The following is a 17,883-nucleotide window of genomic DNA, read 5'->3' as shown; positions in this document are numbered from 1 at the left end:
ATTATTATTCTGCTTCAAAGTAAGCAGGGTAATGCGTTTTGATAATCTGGTGGCAACGGTGGCAGAGAGTTGGTGCTTCCTCAATGGTGCCCACTTCCGGACGAACTGCCCGGCATCGTTCACAGACATGCCCTTGAGCGCGGCTAACAGAAACTGCATAATCGTCTAAGACTAAGGCGTGATCTGGTGCCGGTGTGGTCACTAAGTCTAGATGAGAGACAATGAGTAATTGATCTAAGTCTTGACTCAAGGCCTTCAAAGCCTTGGCTTGTTCTTCATTGACATAGAGGGTCACTGCTGCTTCAAAAGATTTCTTGATTGGGTCTTGTTCAGCATTTTTCGCTTCCTCTAAGGCTTTTTGAACCCCTTGTTGGACATGGAAGAAGAGTTTCCACTGATCCACCAGGGCTTGATAAGCGGTCCCATCGACTGCTTGAGGGAATTCTGCTAACTGAACAAAGCCTTCAACCCCAGGTAATTCCTTCCAGGCTTCTTCCATGGTATGCAAGAGGACTGGAGTTAAGAGTGGCAAGAGGTCACGCAAGATGCCGTAGATGACGGTTTGCATTTGACGACGAGGTAAGCTATCTGGCGCTTCGATATAGAGTACGTCCTTAGCGAAGTCTAAGTAGAAGGCAGACAAGTCAACCGTCATGAAGTTGATCACCTTCTTATAGATGCTAGCAAATTCAAACTTATCATAAGCACTTAGAAGGTCGTTAACAAAAAGCTTGAACTTAGCCGTCATGTATTGGTCAACAGGACGTAAGTCTTCAAATGCTACACTATCCTTGCTTGGGTCAAAGTCTGAGACATGGCTTAACATAAAGCGAATAGTATTCCGGATTTTACGGTAAGCTTCAGCAATTTGCTTGAGGATGTCCTTAGAAATCCGTACATCTGATTCTGAGTCGACACTGAGAACCCAAAGGCGGATAATGTCAGCCCCAAGTTCATTCATGACTTCTTCCGGCACAATAACGTTACCTAATGACTTACTCATCTTGTTACCTTTACCGTCTAAGACGAAGCCTTGAGACAATACTGCCTTATAAGGTGGCACGCCCTTAGCAGCAACAGAAGTGGTAAAGCTTGAGTTGAACCAACCACGGTATTGGTCAGACCCTTCCAAGTAGAGATCTGCTGGGAAAGTCAGATAATCTCTGGCTTCTAAAACCCCTGCATAAGAGGTCCCAGAGTCGAACCATACGTCCATGATGTCAGTTTCCTTGGTGAATTTACCATTTGGACTGCTAGGATGCGTGAAGCCTTCAGGCAAGAGATCCTTAGCCTCACGTTCAAACCAGACATTAGAACCGTGTGTTTCAAATAAAGTTGCCACATGCTCAATGGTTTCAGCTGTTAAGATAGCTTCCCCATTTTCAGCATAGAAGATAGGAAGTGGTACACCCCATGCCCGTTGACGAGAGATGACCCAGTCACCTCGGTCACGAATCATGTTGTAGATACGTGGCTGGCCTGATGGGTGGTACCATTTAACTTGTGTTTCAATTGCTTCAAGCAATTCTTCACGGAATTTATCAATAGAAGCAAACCATTGAGGTGTCGCGCGATAAATAACAGGTTTTTTAGTCCGCCAGTCATGCGGGTAGCTGTGGACAAATTCAGAGTAAGACAGCAGGGCACCCTTTTCCTTGAGTAATTCCACTACTAGTTTGTTACCTTTTGCATAGAAGACACCTTCAAGGCCAGGAGCTTCATGAGTATAGTGACCTTGGTTATCCAATGGGGACAGAATATCTAAACCATAGGCTTTACCAACATGGTAGTCGTCTTCCCCGTGACCAGGAGCAGTATGTACCAAACCAGTCCCGGCATCTAAAGTTACGTGATCTCCCACCATGAGTAGGGACTCTCGTTCATAGAAAGGATGCCAAGCAGTGAGCCTATCAAAGTCCTTCCCTTGATAGTGCGCCTCTACTTGGTAATCTTCCCAGTTAAGGGTTTGAGCTAAGGACTCCAGCAAGTCTTGGGCTACAATGAAATGACGGTCCCCAACCTTGACTTGGACATAGCTAGCCACAGGGCTCACTGAAATCCCTAAGTTAGCTGGTAAAGTCCAAGGCGTGGTGGTCCAGATTACGAACTCAGCTTTTTCTGGTACCATGCCTTTGCCGTCTTTGACCTTGAAAGCCACATAGATAGAAGGAGAGGTTACGTCTGCATATTCAACTTCGGCTTCCGCTAAGGACGATTCACTGGATGGTGACCAATAGATTGGCTTCAAGCCCTTGTAGATGTAGCCTTTTGCCGCCATTTGGCCGAAAATGCGAATTTGTGCCGCTTCGTATTCAGGAGCTAGAGTCAAGTAAGGATTGTCCCATTCACCTGTCACACCTAAGCGTTTGAAGTCAGCCTTTTGGCCTTCTACTTGCCGTAGGGCATATTCTTGACAGAGCTTGCGGAATTCGACCACAGACATGGACTTGCGGTCAACCCCTTCTTGCTTGGTCAAGGCAGATTCGATTGGCAGACCATGTGTGTCCCAACCTGGTACATAAGGCGACCGGAAGCCAGACATGGATTTAGAGCGAATGATAATATCCTTACTAATCTTGTTGAGGGCGTGACCTATGTGGATTTTACCGTTGGCATAGGGAGGCCCATCGTGGAGCACATAAGTCGGCTTGTCAGCATTCTTAGCTTGGATTTGTTGATAGATATTCGCATCTTCCCACTCTTTTTGTAGGACGACTTCTTTAGTTGGTAAATTTGCCCGCATGGCGAAATTGGTTTGACCAAGGTTGAGGGTCTCTTTTAGTTTCATATTGACATTATTCCTTTCTTGACAGTATTAACTACAAAAAAATATAAAAAGACGCCCCGGAACGGGACGTCGCAACGTGGTACCACCCAATTTTATTTGTAATCATACAAATTCTCTTACATGATAACGCTCTTTAAGCGGCACCGGCTACTTAAGTTCACCGGGCATTATAAGCAAGCTGATTATCGACTCTACAGGGAACTCTAGGCTTACACCCTTCCTAGATCGCTGGGGATGTGTAGTGAAGATAGTGGTCTTACATCATTTCTGGTAATTCAATTTTAATGGTTTGGCCCAAGATACTTTCAACAGAAGCTTGGTCATCCTTATCAGGTGTTACCTTAGCTTCTGAGTTACCTTGAGTTTCATGGACAAATTCTTCCACATCTGAAGTGACTTGGGTCTCTACCTCTTGTTCTAAGGCAGCCACACGCTCAGAACTACGTTCTTCAGCCTGGCTATCTTCAGTAGCAGGTGTTGCAAAAGCAATTTCCTGTTCAAAGGTTTGAGACTTGATTAAATCTAGTTGTTGAGTCAACATGCGTTGCATTTCGAACTGAAGGTTGCGTCCATTATGACGTAAGAGTTCCACTTCATTAGCCAAGTGGTTGACAGTATCATGTGCATTAGCAATAATACGATCAGACTCACGTTCTGCCTCATAAATAATGAGTTCTGCTTCCTTACGCGCATTTTGTTTGAGGCGTTCAGCCGCTTCGTTAGCAATCAAGATTGAGCTATTCAAGGATTCTTGTAATTTCTCGAAATTCTTGATTTTCTCTTCAGCTTCCGCCAACTTACGTTTAAGGCCAGCCACTTGGTCTAAAGACCGTTCATAGTCTACAACCACTTCATCTAGAAATTCATTGACTTCTTCTTTTGCATAGCCTCTAAATTCGCGATTAAATTCTTTGGTTAAAATATCGTTTGGTGTAATTGGCATGTCACACACTCCTTTGCTCTTGCTTTCTTCCTTAGACGACTAGAACCTTAACCTTAAGACGAATATTGTCCTTGCGGGTTAGCCCTTCCTCGGCATCGATTTGAAAACGCCCAAACTTCCTAAGCGAGACAAAGTCGCCTGCCTCTAGCTCAAAATCCGGTCGATTAATTTCTAAATAATTGACCTTGACCAAGCCCCCTAAGACGGCTTCTTTTGCACGCTGTCTAGAAAAATTATAGACTTTACTCAGCATAGTGTCAAGCCTTAATGACGTGGTAATGACCATCTGATCTTCCCAGAGGACTTGTGGCGTCAGAACCTGATCAGGCGCTATATTCTCAAGCCTTACTCCGACATTTCCTATCTTAGTCACATTCTGACAAACATAGGGCGCAATCTTAGCATCCACTAGCACTTGCCAGTCTTGACCATCCGTGATGATATCACCAATTCGATTGCGTTCTAAGCCAGCCCCTAGGAGAGAGCCTAGGATAGAACCATGTCGTATATTGGCAAATTTCTGCGGAAAGTGAATCTTCAGAGCTTGAATCTGGAAGTCGCTAGTTTCTAAATCATAATACTGAGGATAAAAAACCAGTCTTTGACGTTCAGCGCCTGGCAAGCCACCTTGGCAGGCTAATTGAACTTCATCTTGTCCATTAGCCAATTGCTGGGCAATCAGGGCTTCACGCGGAGTCACAAAGTAACTAGTCACCGGACAATAGCGACTAGCCGCATAAGCCATCTGTTCTAGTACATAGTCAATAAAGGCCTGCTCCTCTTTACGATAATGTTGATATATACCCTCTTTCATGGGACTACACTCCAACTAACAATCGCATAAGGAAATTTTGAACCAGGTAGAGAACCATCAGCGCCGCCATAACGGAAAAGCTCAAGCCCCCTACTGGCGGGATAAAGCGATCAAAAAGCTCAACATAAGGCTCGACTAGGCTACCTACCCAACGTCCTAAGTCACTGTAACGGGCATCAGGAAACCAAGACATGATGGCCCAGATAATAATGAGGGTCTCGTAAGCAGTAAAGGCCCAAGAAATAAATTGTATCAGCATAATAGCTCTACCTCTTCACTCATTTTTTTCTTCCATAACAGTCATGGGCACGCTGGCTAGCTGCTAGAAGCGTAGCCTTACGTGCCCATGATGCTGGCGACTAGTTACTTAGCTTAGCCACGGTGGCGTTTGCGGAAGAAAGGTGGTGTATCAAGTTCGTTATCTTCCGTTGTATCAACTTGGCGGTTACGGCTAAGGTCACTTGAACGTTGGAAAGTCCGCTGTGGCATTTCATGAGCAGACTCACGAGTGCTTTGTTCACGACGGATATCCCAGTCGCTGAATAAGTCACGTTCTCTCTCGCGACCGCGTGGTACTAATTCGATGTCGTTGCTTGCAGACACCGCTGGTTGGCTTGGTTCAGGCGCATTGCTTGCAGGCGCTGCATTGTAATTGTTGCGCGCTGGGCGTTGAGCCATCTTGCTAGGTGCATTCTTTTCGGTGTCAATCCCAGTTGCGATAACAGTAACTACTACCTCATCGCCAAGATTTTCATTGATAGATGTACCGAAGATGATGTTAACATCGCTAGTTGAAGCGTTCGCCACGATTTCGCTGGCATCTTGAGCTTCAAAGAGGGTTAAGTCAGAACCACCGGTAATGTTTAAGAGGATTTGTTCAGCCCCATCGATTGAAACTTCCAAGAGTGGAGAAGAAATAGCCTTCTTAGTTGCCTCAGCTGTACGGTTTTCACCAGAAGCCACCCCAATCCCCATGAGGGCAGTCCCTTGATCTTTCATGACTGTCTTCACGTCAGCGAAGTCCAAGTTGACGTAACCTGGCGCAGTAATCAAGTCAGAAATCCCTTGTACCCCTTGACGTAAAACGTTGTCCGCTTCAGAGAAAGCTTCTAACATTGGTGTCTTGCGGTCAACGATTTCTAAGAGACGGTTGTTAGAGATGGTCACCAAGGTGTCCACGTTTTCCTTCAAGTTCTTAAGACCTTCAGCGGCATAACGGCCACGTTTAGGACCTTCGAAGGTGAAAGGACGTGTCACAACACCCACTGTTAAGGCGCCTAATTCTTTGGCGATGCGAGCTACGATTGGGGCAGCACCAGTACCGGTCCCCCCACCCATACCAGCTGTTACGAAGACTAAATCTGCGCCTTCAAGTACTGTACGGATTTGTTCTTCGCTTTCTTCAGCAGCCTTAAGACCGACTTCAGGGACTGAACCTGCCCCTAAGCCCTTGGTTACCTTAGGGCCTAATTGAATCTTAGTTTCTGCTTGTGAGCCTTTGAGGGCTTGAGTATCTGTATTGGCTACGATGAACTCTACCCCTTGGACGCCTTCAGCGATCATACGGTTAACGGCATTGCCGCCGGCCCCACCGACCCCGATGACTTTGATAACGGCGCCGTCACGGCCGTTAATTGAATCAAATGCTAATTCCATAAATCGTTCCTCCTGAATCTTAATCGAAAAATGTTCTGAAAAATGCTTGAATTTTACTGATAATCCCGTTACCTACTACAGGGACTTGGTTATCATAATTAACCCCAGCCTCTGGCTCTGGAACATAGTTGGGCTCTTCTGCAGCATAGCCTCCCAGATTGGAGTATGCATCGTAGTCTGACACCGGCTCTGCTACTGGTCGTTGACGCTCTGGTCTTGCCGGACGGCGAGGCGCTTGTTGACGCGGTGGCATCATTGGCTGATTCGTTACATCCTGTGATACAGTCTCTTGATAAGGTCGTTCATATCCACGATCCTGACGTGGTGCACTAGCTGCTTGATAAGTTCCTTGCGCAATACGATGCACAACATCTAAGCCTGCGGCATATTCTACCATGCCAATAGCTGTCGTAAAGACTGGGTTCCGCATACCCATTTGCTCTGGAATATAGAGGCGAACCTTAGGCCCAAAATACTCTTGGGCTAGTTCTAAGACGCCTGGTAAGGAAGCCGCTCCACCAGTCAGAACGAAACCGCCTGGTAAATCGAGGGCATCGACCCCTTCCAAGTCATCTCGAACTGTCTCAAAGATTTGCGCCAAACGGGCTTCAATAATTTCCGATAAATAACGTTCATCTACGCGAACAGGTTCCTTACGTCCAACTGTCTCCACTGGGAAGTATTCTTCTTCAGAAGTCTGACGAGAGACCGCATAACCAAACTCACGTTTAATCCGTTCCGCATTCTCTAAGGAAGTATTAAGGATTAAGGAAATATCCTTGGTGACGAAGTCACCACCTTCCTGGTCAACGAAGGAATACTTCAATTGGTTGTCATAAATAATTGAGGCACTGGTTTGGCCCCCACCCATATCTACAATGATGGTCCCAAATTCACGTTCATCAGGAGTTAGGGCTACTTCTGCAATGGCTTGAGGTTGTACCACCAATTCCGTAATGTTGAGCCCAGCTTTCTCCACGCAACGACGAATGTTGTGGATGATGGTCTTAGGACCTGTAATCAGGCGTGCATAGAGTTCTAGCCGAACCCCAATCATGCCCTGAGGATCGCGGATGCCGGTAAAACCGTCTACAATAAATTCTTCTGGAATGATGGAAATAATTTCTCGTTCAGGTGGAACAGACCGCACCTTAGCAGCCATAATGACATTATTAACATCTTTTGCGGTAATCTCACGGGTATCACTGGAAACAGCAATCATACCGTGACAGTTATCAATCATCAGCTTGTTACTTGGTACGCCGACAATGACATCATTTATTTTAACTTGTGCTTTTTGCTCTGCTTGCGCAATGGCTTGTTGAATGGAATAGACCGTCTCATCGATATCGACGATTACGCCACGGCTTAAGCCACGTGACTTCGCGTTACCTACACCAATAATATTGACTTGGCCATTCATGTGCTCAGCTACAACCACTTTAATTGAGGTAGTCCCAATATCTAAACTAACAAAAATTTCTGGGGTTCTCACAAGCGTTAGCCCTCCTTTGTCCTCTCACAGGGGAGCTTGGTCTCCCTGGATGAGATATAATCTCTCCCTATAATTCTATCACATACTGGCCTTGATATGAAGCGAAATAATGCCTGTCACAAAGAATTAATATAGATTTTTCCCTTATTTGTCTCTGTTAGTTCTTTTTCACATAGTAAAGCCTTCCCATACTAGCTCTCGGGACACCATGAAGACAGGCCAATAGCAAAAACGAGGACTAAGTCCTCGCTTTTGCTTGTCTATTAAGGTTGTTGTCCAGACTGGACCCTTACTGGCCGTTGTTGGCCTGTAAATGGCGTAAAGTAGGCTCCCACTTCCAGATTAAGTGTTCCCTTCTTATCACCTAATTCTTTAAGCATTTGATTGTAGAAAGTCATCTTATGATTGAAGGTCGGTAGTACTGCCTTGACAAGATTGCCATCCCGCATCTTAGCTTCAAAGGCCATATTCTTGCTGGCCTCTTGACCTAGCTTGAGACTTTCAATTTGACTGAGAATATCGAGCGGGGTTTGTTTCAACATGGTTGTCAACTCTGTTACTCGACCTGATGGGGCCTGAACCAAGAGTTCTGGCAATTGGTCAAGGTTGACAGCTTCTTTAGCTGCCACACTAGCACTAAAATCACCCCAAGTTCCATTATCTAAGACTGCAATCCATTGGTTTCCTGATTTAATCTTGGCTACAATGGCATGTTCTTCTATCTCTAATTGGAGACTCTGCATATTAGGACGACGTAAGGTCACCTTGCTGACAAGTGGATTCTCCTTCATAATGGCTTGTTCAATCGACTTGCGCTTAGCCATGATGTCTTTAACACGGTCAAAATCGCGAATGCCTGAGGCAGACACAATGGCTTCTCCATCCACTCGTTGATTTCCCACAATCTGAACAGCATTGACATAGTGTGTCGGCAAGAGTTGATAACCCACTACTGCCAGACTTAAAACTAAGACAACGAAGACGGAAAAAAGTTTCATCTTGCCCTTAGGCCAACGTGCTTGTCCAAAATCCTTACTTGCTTTTTCTTGGTCAGGGAGGGAAGTGTGATGAGGTGTTTGGCGATAGTTACCCGCTCGTGGCTTGGTTAGGACGCGTGTCTCATAGTCCTGTTCATAGTCGGTCCAGGCTTGACTTGATTGAGCCGGCTGGGGCTTAATCCGATGATTGCCTTGGCGTCTGCCTGAAAAGTCAGGCTGATTAGGAACTCCTTGCGCTTCTTCATAGTCATAGCGCGCTTCCTGATAAGTGCGAGGACGCTGACGATCCTGATTAGGTCGCATAACAGGTTGTCCATTCGCATCTAAGCGGTAATTGCCTTGACTTCTTTGCCGGCTAGGTTGGCGGCGTTGGTTGAGTGTTTGACGGTTCTCCTGATAATCTTCTTGATAGCGACTACGCTGATCCAAACGATAATTAGCCATTACTTCCCTCCTTTCTCTAGATTCTATTTTTTTACTTACAGATTTCTTCTAAAACTTTGACCAAACGATCTGAGGCGTCACGAATCCCTAATTCATAGGCTGATTGCGCCATTTTTTCTAGGTTTTCTGGGTCAGCCATCAGTTCCTGGATGGTCTCCACTAGGCTAGTCGCAGTCAAATCCGCTTGCTTAATCATGCGAGCCGCCCCATGGTCCACAAGGGCCATGGCATTATGCTCCTGGTGATTGTTGGTAACATAGGGACTAGGCACCAGGATGCTTGGTAAACCTAATGCCGTTAATTCCGTTAAGCTAGTTGCCCCACTTCTACCGACCACTAGCTTAATTTGGCGCAAGAGACTTGGCATATTGTCGATATAAGGCACTAGACGGACGTTAGCTGGCAGCTCTTCCTTGAGACTTTGACGTAGTTCATCATAATGCACTCGCCCTGTTGCCACAATAACTTGGTAGTCTTGTCCAGCAAAAGACGGAATAGCTTCAATGGCTGCCTGATTAATGGCCGGCGCACCACGACTACCTCCAAACACCAAGACGGTTGGCACTTGATCATCCAACTGGAATTGTTCAGAAAGGATGGTGTCCATTTTAGGTGTAGCCACTACTTCTTGGCCACGCGGATTACCAGTTAAAATAATCTTGGATTCTTGCCCCTTAAAGTCACTTTTCACTTCTTCAAAGCAAGTCGCAATCCGATTGACGAAACGGCTAAGGAATTTGTTAGTAACTCCTGCCACACTATTTTGTTCATGAATTAAGCTTGGAATACCTAGACGGCTAGCTGCGTACAGGACTGGTGCACAGACATAGCCGCCTGTTCCAATCACCACATCTGGCTTAAAATCTCGTAAGATTTTTTTGGCCTTGTGGACACTGGTTAACATGAGCCAAGCTGTCTTAAGATTTTCAAGAGACAAAGAACGTTTTAGACCCTGAATCTCCACTGATTGAAAGGCGAGACCTTCTTTAGCGACGATATCTGCCTCCAAGCCCTTTTGACTACCTACATAGAGGCACTCTACTTCTGGATATTTAGCTTTAATGACTTGATAGAGGGCAAGAGCTGGGTAAATATGACCACCCGTTCCGCCACCTGAAAGAACAATACGTTTAATTTCAGCCATGCATGACTACCTCCCTTTTAGTCCTTATAAGGTTTTTCGGCCAGATAAGACTGGATTAAGTCTACAAAATGCTGACCACGCACCTCAAAGTTAGCGAATTGATCCCAACTTGCGCATGAAGGTGAGAACAAGACTACTTCTCCTGCTTGAGCAGCTTCATATGCAGCTAGACTTGCTTGATCTAGGTTCTCAAAAAGATGTACGGCTAGTACTCCAGCTTGACGGAAAGCTCTAGCCATCTTTTCCTTACTTTCCCCATAGAGAAAGGCCTCTACAACATACTCCAAGTGGGGGATTAAATCATCGAATTCATTGCCCCGATCTAGGCCACCACCAATATAACGGATTGGTTGGGCAAAACTCTTAAGAGCTGTAGTGGCCGCCACCATATTGGTTGACTTAGAGTCGTTATAGAAGATGCGACCCTCTGACTTAGCAATAGGCTGTAAGCGATGAGGCATGCCAGCATAGGCACTTAGTTCAGCTTGAATAGCTTGGTTGGAGACACCTAGTAACTTTGCCACTGCAATTGCTGCCAGGGCATTTTGGACGTTGTGGTCTCCTGGTACGCCAATTTGTGACACTTTGGCTACTTCCTCACCGCGGAAATATAGAGCGTCCCCTTGGCGATAGGCACCCTGGGCCTGCACCTCAGGACTAGCTGGTAAATGGCTAAATGGCACCTGCTGGGCTTTAACCTGACTGGCATGTGCAAGAAGGGTTGGATCGGTAACATTATAGACCCAATAATCAGCAGCTGTTTGGTTGGCGACTAATTTGAATTTAGCCGACTCATAACCTTCCTGATTACCATGATAATCCAGATGGGCTGAAGTTAGGTTGGTCATAACCGCAATACTTGGCCGGAACTTCTCGGTGCCCATCAATTGGAAGCTAGATACTTCCATTACGATTACATCATCAGGGCTTGCTTGGTTAGCCGTAACAAGTGACGGCACCCCGATATTTCCTGCTAAACGAGCCTGACCTTGTGGCCGGTGTGCTAGCATTTGATGAATCCAACTGGTCGTGGTGGTCTTCCCATTACTTCCTGTCACGGCCACTATAGGACATGGCGCAATCCAAGAAGCTAGCTCAATATCTGTATAGATAGGTAAGCCTCGCTTTTGGGCTTCCTCAATTAAAGGTACATGATAAGGTATCCCAGGGTTTTTGACCATAAAATCAAAGTCCTGGTCTAAGAGTTCTAGCGGATGTCCGCCATCTACCACCTTAACACCTTTGTCAATAAGCAAATGGACCGACGAATCTTCTAGAAGATTTCCCCGGTCGTTTAAGGTTACTTGTGCCCCTTGAGTTAAGAGATATTCAACGACAGAGCGACCCGTCATAGCATAACCCATTACTAGCACTTTTTTATTTTTTAAATCTTGACCCATTTGTCCCATTAAACTCCACACCTTATCTGATTAGAATATGAAATAATAGCCTAACCCTGCTAAGAGGCCAACGAGCCAAAATACGGTCACAACTTTTTGTTCACTCCAACCACTCATTTCAAAGTGATGGTGAATTGGGCTCATCTTGAAAATTCGTTTACCAGTTAGCTTGAAGGACGCTACCTGTAGCATGACGCTAGCAGTTTCTACTACAAAGACAATTCCGACTAAGAGTAAGCTCCAAGGATTGTTAACTAGGAGCGAAATCACTGCTAAACCAGCGCCTAAGGCCAAGGAACCAACGTCCCCCATGAAAATCTTGGCCGGCTTTTTATTATAATATAAAAAGCCAATTAATGCACCTACTACCACCAAGCAGATCAAGGCTAAGGAAGCTTGCTTGCTCTTTAGCGCCATAGCCCCATAAACACCATAAGCGAAAATGTTTAAACCTGTAGCTAAACCATCCAAACCATCTGTCAAGTTGACAGCGTTGGAGAAACCAGTAATCCAGATAAAGGCGAAAACACCAATCACAAGGGCATTACTGATAAGGACTGGTCCTAGGTTGAAGGTTAATTCCACCTTATTCAAAAGACCAATTAAAACGATAATACCAGAAAAAATCAATTGGGTTAAGAATTTTTGACGTGGCGTCAAACCTTCATTTTGATGGCGGAAAATACTGATAAAGTCATCGATAAAGCCAATCCCACCGAATAACAAGAAGGTCAACAAGAGCATCCAGACACCGCCGTCTAAGAGTCGCAAGAGAGCAGCGGACCCTAAAAGGGTGACTAAAATGGCCATGATAAAGACTGTTCCACCCATGGTCGGTGTCCCCGTCTTGACTTCATGCCACTTAGGTCCTTCTTCACGGGTTGTCTGTCCAATTTTTCGATAGTTAAAGTAGCCGATAAAGAACGGCATTATGATTACCGTGATTGCAAAACTCACGGCCATTGGCAATAGTAATTCCATCTCTCTCTTCCTCTCTGTTTGCTAGTTTATCCGACATTCTTAGCCAAAGTGGCGGGACACTGCCGCCTCAATTTCAGTCACTTCATCATAAGGTAACTTGTCGTCACCAATAATCTGGTAGGGTTCGCTACCCTTGCCAGCAAAGACCAATAAATCTCCTGCTTGCGCCTGAGAAATGACATAGTCAATGGCTTCCTTGCGATCTTCAATAACCTTATAAGGCACTTCATCGTGGTTTCCAATTAATTCTGCACAAATTTTTGCCACAGGTTCATGTCGTGGATTATCGGCCGTGAAAATCACCCAATCCGAATATTCAAAGACTTTGTCCCCAATTTCCGGGCGCGCCCCACTATCGCGATTACCGCCACTGTGCCCAATAATGGTAACTAAGCGCTTAGGCTTCTGAGCCTTTAACTCCTGAAGCACACGTTCAATGGCATCTGGTGTGTGAGCAAAATCGACTACCACTTGGAATTCTTGTCCTAAATCTAATCTTTGCATCCGACCCTCAACCCCACCAAAGTTGAGCATTAAATCAACTACTGTTTGAGGTTGGACATGATAATAGTCTACCAAGCAAAGAAAGGCCGCCATAAAGTTGGCTACGTTGTAGGCCCCAAGCATAGGGCTAACAACTCGATAGGTCTGATTGCGATAATGCAGTCTGAAGGTTTGGTTACCATCCTTAACCGCAAGTTGGTCAGCATAGGCACTAGCTCTCGAATCTTCAAGACTATAAGTCAAAACATCCGCTGAAGTTGCTTGCATCATAATTGAAGCATAAGAATCATCCGCATTGATGATAGCAAGTCTTGGACCATCGCCTTCAAACTTTTGTCCTAGTTGGGCAAAAAGCAAGGACTTAGCGTAGGCATAGCCTTCCATGGTTTTATGGAAATCCAAGTGTTCCCGAGTTAAGTTAGTGAAGATGGCACAGTCAATATCCGTTGCCCAAAGTCGTCCCAAGGCTAAGGCATGAGAAGAGGCTTCAATTAGAGCATCCTGACAGCCTACCGATACCATTTCAGCAAATAATTGCTGAAGAGCTAAGGCATTTGGCGTCGTGTTGATAGATGGATAATACATCTGATCCACCTTATAATGTAGGGTCCCAATAAGCCCTGTCTTATGCCCTAATTGCATGAGTAAATCACTAATAAGACTAGAAATGGTTGTTTTACCATTAGTCCCGGTGACTGCCACCACATTAAGATGCTCGGTAGGTCGACCAAAAAACTGATTAGCTAACAAAGCTTGTGCTCGGAAAGTTGAAGGAACCAAGAAAAAGCTTAATGGGTAGTCTTGCCATTTTTCAGGCAGAACTTCTACCACCATAAGCTTAGCCCCAGCTGCTGCTACTTGATCTACAGCAGTGTGACCGTCAAATTGTAGCCCCTTAATGGCAACAAAGGCACAACCAGGCACTAAGTTACGTGTATCGTTAACTAGTTGCGTGATTTCCCCTTTGATTTCTGGGCCATACAATTGGCCACTAGGAACTGCTCTCAGTAAGTCTTCTACTTGCATCCTATGTCCTTCTTTCTTCTTATGGTTTCACCATAATATATTCGATATAGTCATTAAAAAGTTTGCCTAAAATCTGCGATCCAAGAAGTCCATGATCTTGTTGCGGCCGCTTCATGGCCATGTAGAGCATGTATTTAGGATTATCTGCCGGGAAGAAAGTTACCACTGAGTGATAGTAGTCATTTGCTCCCGTTAGATAGCCTGAACCATTAGGATCTGCGATTTGGGCGGTCCCTGTCTTAGCCGCAACCTTTACATATGGGTTACGGAAAGAGACTGCGGTCCCATAAGGCTTCTCAACCGTGTCCACCATAAGTTGGAGAACATGATTGGCTGCTTCCTTGGAAATTGGCTTACCTAAGACACGGGATTGAAATTCACCTGCAGAATCCAATCCTTGAACCACTTGGACTTTGAGCATTTGGCCCTGATTTCCTATACTACTATAGGCTTGTAAGAGTTGGATAGGCGTAGCGGAGAAACCTTGGCCAAAGCCACTCATAATTCGTGAAACTGGGTTGTCAAATTGGAAGTTACCGGTTGTTTCATTTTCCAGACCGAAATCAGTCCCTTTGCCAAAACCAAAGTCACCTAACTTCTTAACCCACTCTTGATCTCCCATGCGGTTAACAAGATTGACCATGGCCACGTTACTGGAACGTGCCAAGCCTTCTTCAAAACTAATCTGCCCCCACCCTACTTTGTTATAGTCCTTAACCACTTGGTCGTAAACTTGGATGGAGCCTGATTGATAGAGTTCACCTGGTTTATAGAGTTGACGGTCATAGGCTACCGACATGGTCAAAATCTTAATAGTTGAACCTGGTTCATAGGCTTCTTCCACCATCAAGTTCTTCCATTCTGCCTCAATGCCTTCACGACTATTGAGGTTAAAGCTTGGACGTTGCGAAGCCGCTACTAGCTTACCAGTTTTGGCTTCCACCAAATAGGCTTGCAAAGCTTCCGGTTGGTAAGTCATTTGATATTGGGTCATTAATTCTTCCAATTTGTTTTGTAGACGTGAGTCTAAGGTTAGGTGTAAATCCTTGCCAATTAATTGACGAGTCGACGACTGGTTGCCATCTTGACCGCTAAGACTGACATTATAGGCAGCTTCTAGCCCCAGTTTACCTTCTAGGACTTGAGCACTTAAAGGTTGATCTTCTTCCTTAGTCGCTGCCGTCGCATAGCCAATCAGGTGAGATGCATAGACATCATTAACATATTTACGTGTCGTTTCGCTGACAAAAACTAAGCCAGGTAGATTTTCGGCTTCAATCGCCTTTTTAGTTTCAGATGACAAATGTTGACCAGCATTCCCAAACTCTACTTGATAGACATTGTTTTGAGTCAGTTGAGCTAAAATCTTATCGCGATCTAAGCCCAAATGCTTAGCCAGGACTTTTGCTGTAACATCAGGATCATTGACCGTGTTTGTATCGCCCCAATCGCTGCGAAGCACCGCAAAAAGAGAATAAGAAGTAGTATCCATGGCAATAGGGTTCCCTTGTTGGTCAAAGATACTTCCCCGCCTTGCCTCGGTAATACTACTTCTCTTGGTCCCTGTTTCATGGTAGGCAGTTAAATCCTGCCCATTACTTGTTTTGAAAAGGCTAATTTGGGTGAAACGAAAAATCGCGATACTTGCTAATCCAGCAAGGAGGATTGCCAAGAACCTGAGATTACGTTGAATCATTTGATTATTTGGTTGACTCATGGCTTAGTCAAATCCTTCACACTATCTTGGCGGACCTTCATCCCTTGCTTTTCAGCCGCTTGTTTAATGTTATCGTATTTATATTGTTCCGTCATTTGATCACGCATGACATCTGTCTGTTTCTGTAACTCTAAGGTTTGTTGCATCATCTCTTGGCTAGAACGTTGAATAGATTGAGTCTTGGACTGCATCATGAGATTAATAAAGACACTACCTACCACAACCAAAAAGGTTAACATGAGCAAGAAAACCTCATAACGACTGAGTCTCAAAGAACCCACTCTGCTTTTAGTTTGACTACCCACTCTAGGACGGCTGACTAAATCAGGCGCACCTAATACTGGACTGTCATCAATTGCCGCACTGGTCGCTAAAGGCGGCTCTGGGTTTGCCACTTGGCGGTAACGAGCCTGAGAACTGCGCTTAAAATATTGTTCGCTTGTTACTGTTTCAGCCAATGGTATCCCTTCTTTCTGTTTCTAATTCTTGCTATTTTATCTATTAATTCTTGCGGAGAATGCGCAACTTAGCACTCCGCGAACGATTGTTGGCCTCTAATTCTTCTGGACTGGCTACAATCGGTTTGCGATTGACCAAGGCAAAAGGCGCCTGTATCTCGCCAGGCAAAACGGGTAAGCCCCGAGGCACTTCTGGCCCTTGGCTTACTTCTTTGAATAATTGCTTAACTAAGCGATCTTCCAAGGAATGGAAGGTGATGACGCTAATACGCCCCTCTGGTTTCAAAAGGGTCAGCGCCTGCTCCAGTGAATCTTCAACCGCCCCCAACTCATCGTTGACAGCAATTCGAATGGCCTGGAAACTACGTTTTGCTGGATGCCCACCCGTACGACGGGTAGCCGCAGGAATAGCCGTTTTGACAATTTCTGCTAATTCAGTCGTTGTCTCGATAGGACGCTGAGCACGTCTTTCTTCAATTGCACGTGCAATACGCTTGGCAAACTTTTCTTCCCCGTAACGATAGAGAATATGCACCAAGTCTTCATAAGGCCAGTCATTGACAACCTCATAGGCACTTAAAGCCTGCTCTTGGTTCATCCGCATATCTAGACGGGCTTCTTGACCATAACTAAAGCCACGCTCGGCCACATCAAGTTGCGGCGAAGACACTCCTAGGTCATAGTAAACTCCGTCCACTTGGTCGATACCAAGTTCTTCTAAAGCTTGCTTCAAATGACGGAAATTTTGGTGAATAAAGGTGACTTGGCCTTTTTCAACATAGTCAGCCAATTTAAGTTTGGCATTGTTAATGGCCGTCATATCCTGGTCGAAGGCATAGAGATGCCCTTGAGGTCCTAGTTGGTCCAGTAAATACTGGGCATGACCAGCGCCCCCTAAGGTGCAATCAACATAGACGCCGTCTGGCTTGATATCCAAACCATCAACGGTTTCATGCAAGAGCACCGTCTCATGTTTAAATTCCATTGTCTTCACTCCATCACAGGTCAAAATCCATCATACCTTCAGCAATTGCTTCATAATTTTCTTCGGCGTCACCGACAAATTCATCCCAACGTTCGCTGCTCCAAATTTCGATACGATCAGAAACACCGATGACACGGCATTCCTTATCAATCTTAGCGTAGTCAAGAAGCGTCTGTGGCAAGTTAATCCGACCTTGCTTGTCAATTTCTACTTCAGTGGCAGCTGAGTAGAAGAAGCGGGCGAATTGCCGAGCATCTTTTTTCATAAGGTTGAGTTTTTTTAATTTTTCTTCTTGTACGGCCCAGTTTTCCATAGGGTATCCGAACAAGCAGCCATCCAAGCCTCGGGTAACCACGAATTGGCCACCTAATTCAGGCCTAAATTTAGCAGGCATAGTCAATCGCCCTTTGGCATCAATATTATGTTGAAATTCTCCAATTAACACGATTGCATACACCTCCCATGATAGCTTACCCATATTCTACCACATTCCACCACTTTTCACCACTCCTTCTTGCAAATTTCATAAA

General features: G+C 45.2%; 15 protein-coding genes. All 15 read right to left on the bottom strand.

What is annotated here, in order from left to right:
* Window positions 1–4 precede the first annotated feature (4 nt).
* The 15 genes from ileS to mraZ all read right to left on the bottom strand — a co-directional run bounded on the left by ileS (window position 5) and on the right by mraZ (window position 17,798).
* The gene (ileS, locus tag Q0339_RS07480; RefSeq protein WP_298078196.1) at window positions 5–2,788 is read right to left on the bottom strand and encodes an isoleucine--tRNA ligase; all 2,784 of its coding nucleotides are present in this window, start codon (window positions 2,786–2,788) and stop codon (window positions 5–7) included.
* Between the two features lie 256 nt (window positions 2,789–3,044).
* Window positions 3,045–3,731 carry a DivIVA domain-containing protein gene (locus Q0339_RS07475; protein ID WP_298078195.1) on the bottom strand — a complete coding sequence of 229 codons (687 nt, stop codon included), beginning with the start codon at window positions 3,729–3,731 and terminating at the stop codon, window positions 3,045–3,047.
* A 31-nt stretch (window positions 3,732–3,762) separates the two neighbouring features.
* Window positions 3,763–4,545 (bottom strand): YlmH/Sll1252 family protein, encoded by a 783-nt coding sequence (locus tag Q0339_RS07470; protein WP_298078194.1) that lies wholly within the window; start codon window positions 4,543–4,545, stop codon window positions 3,763–3,765.
* A 4-nt stretch (window positions 4,546–4,549) separates the two neighbouring features.
* Complete coding sequence (locus tag Q0339_RS07465; protein ID WP_298078193.1) at window positions 4,550–4,804, bottom strand: YggT family protein; 255 nt, start codon at window positions 4,802–4,804, stop codon at window positions 4,550–4,552.
* 113 nt (window positions 4,805–4,917) lie between these two features.
* Window positions 4,918–6,201, bottom strand: coding sequence for a cell division protein FtsZ (gene ftsZ / locus Q0339_RS07460; protein WP_298078191.1), 1,284 nt, complete (start codon window positions 6,199–6,201; stop codon window positions 4,918–4,920).
* A gap of 19 nt (window positions 6,202–6,220) precedes the next feature.
* Window positions 6,221–7,696: a cell division protein FtsA gene (gene ftsA, locus Q0339_RS07455; protein ID WP_298078190.1), complete on the bottom strand. Its 1,476-nt coding sequence runs from the start codon at window positions 7,694–7,696 to the stop codon at window positions 6,221–6,223.
* Window positions 7,697–7,959: 263 nt separating this feature from the next.
* Window positions 7,960–9,138: an FtsQ-type POTRA domain-containing protein gene (locus Q0339_RS07450; RefSeq protein WP_298078189.1), complete on the bottom strand. Its 1,179-nt coding sequence runs from the start codon at window positions 9,136–9,138 to the stop codon at window positions 7,960–7,962.
* 31 nt (window positions 9,139–9,169) lie between these two features.
* Window positions 9,170–10,282, bottom strand: a complete 1,113-nt coding sequence (gene murG / locus Q0339_RS07445) for an undecaprenyldiphospho-muramoylpentapeptide beta-N-acetylglucosaminyltransferase (protein WP_298078188.1) — start codon at window positions 10,280–10,282, stop codon at window positions 9,170–9,172.
* 17 nt (window positions 10,283–10,299) lie between these two features.
* Window positions 10,300–11,691: a UDP-N-acetylmuramoyl-L-alanine--D-glutamate ligase gene (gene murD / locus Q0339_RS07440; RefSeq protein WP_298078187.1), complete on the bottom strand. Its 1,392-nt coding sequence runs from the start codon at window positions 11,689–11,691 to the stop codon at window positions 10,300–10,302.
* Between the two features lie 21 nt (window positions 11,692–11,712).
* Window positions 11,713–12,663 carry a phospho-N-acetylmuramoyl-pentapeptide-transferase gene (gene mraY / locus Q0339_RS07435; RefSeq protein WP_298078186.1) on the bottom strand — a complete coding sequence of 317 codons (951 nt, stop codon included), beginning with the start codon at window positions 12,661–12,663 and terminating at the stop codon, window positions 11,713–11,715.
* A gap of 39 nt (window positions 12,664–12,702) precedes the next feature.
* Window positions 12,703–14,193 carry a UDP-N-acetylmuramoyl-L-alanyl-D-glutamate--2,6-diaminopimelate ligase gene (locus Q0339_RS07430; protein WP_298078184.1) on the bottom strand — a complete coding sequence of 497 codons (1,491 nt, stop codon included), beginning with the start codon at window positions 14,191–14,193 and terminating at the stop codon, window positions 12,703–12,705.
* 19 nt (window positions 14,194–14,212) lie between these two features.
* Window positions 14,213–15,910, bottom strand: a complete 1,698-nt coding sequence (locus Q0339_RS07425; RefSeq protein WP_298078183.1) for a penicillin-binding protein 2 — start codon at window positions 15,908–15,910, stop codon at window positions 14,213–14,215.
* On the bottom strand, window positions 15,907–16,368 hold the full coding sequence (locus tag Q0339_RS07420) for a hypothetical protein (RefSeq protein WP_298078182.1): 462 nt from the start codon (window positions 16,366–16,368) through the stop codon (window positions 15,907–15,909). Before Q0339_RS07420 ends, Q0339_RS07425 begins: the two co-directional genes overlap by 4 nt.
* Window positions 16,369–16,411: 43 nt before the next feature.
* Complete coding sequence (rsmH, locus tag Q0339_RS07415; RefSeq protein WP_298078181.1) at window positions 16,412–17,353, bottom strand: 16S rRNA (cytosine(1402)-N(4))-methyltransferase RsmH; 942 nt, start codon at window positions 17,351–17,353, stop codon at window positions 16,412–16,414.
* Between the two features lie 13 nt (window positions 17,354–17,366).
* Window positions 17,367–17,798: a division/cell wall cluster transcriptional repressor MraZ gene (mraZ, locus tag Q0339_RS07410; protein ID WP_070755665.1), complete on the bottom strand. Its 432-nt coding sequence runs from the start codon at window positions 17,796–17,798 to the stop codon at window positions 17,367–17,369.
* Between the last annotated feature and the right edge of the window lie 85 nt (window positions 17,799–17,883).

Source organism: uncultured Abiotrophia sp. (assembly GCF_938010525.1).
Classification (GTDB): Bacteria; Bacillota; Bacilli; order Lactobacillales; family Aerococcaceae; genus Abiotrophia.
The sequence above is the reverse complement of the archived record's forward strand: the minus strand, read 5'-3'. Positions and strand labels throughout refer to the sequence as shown.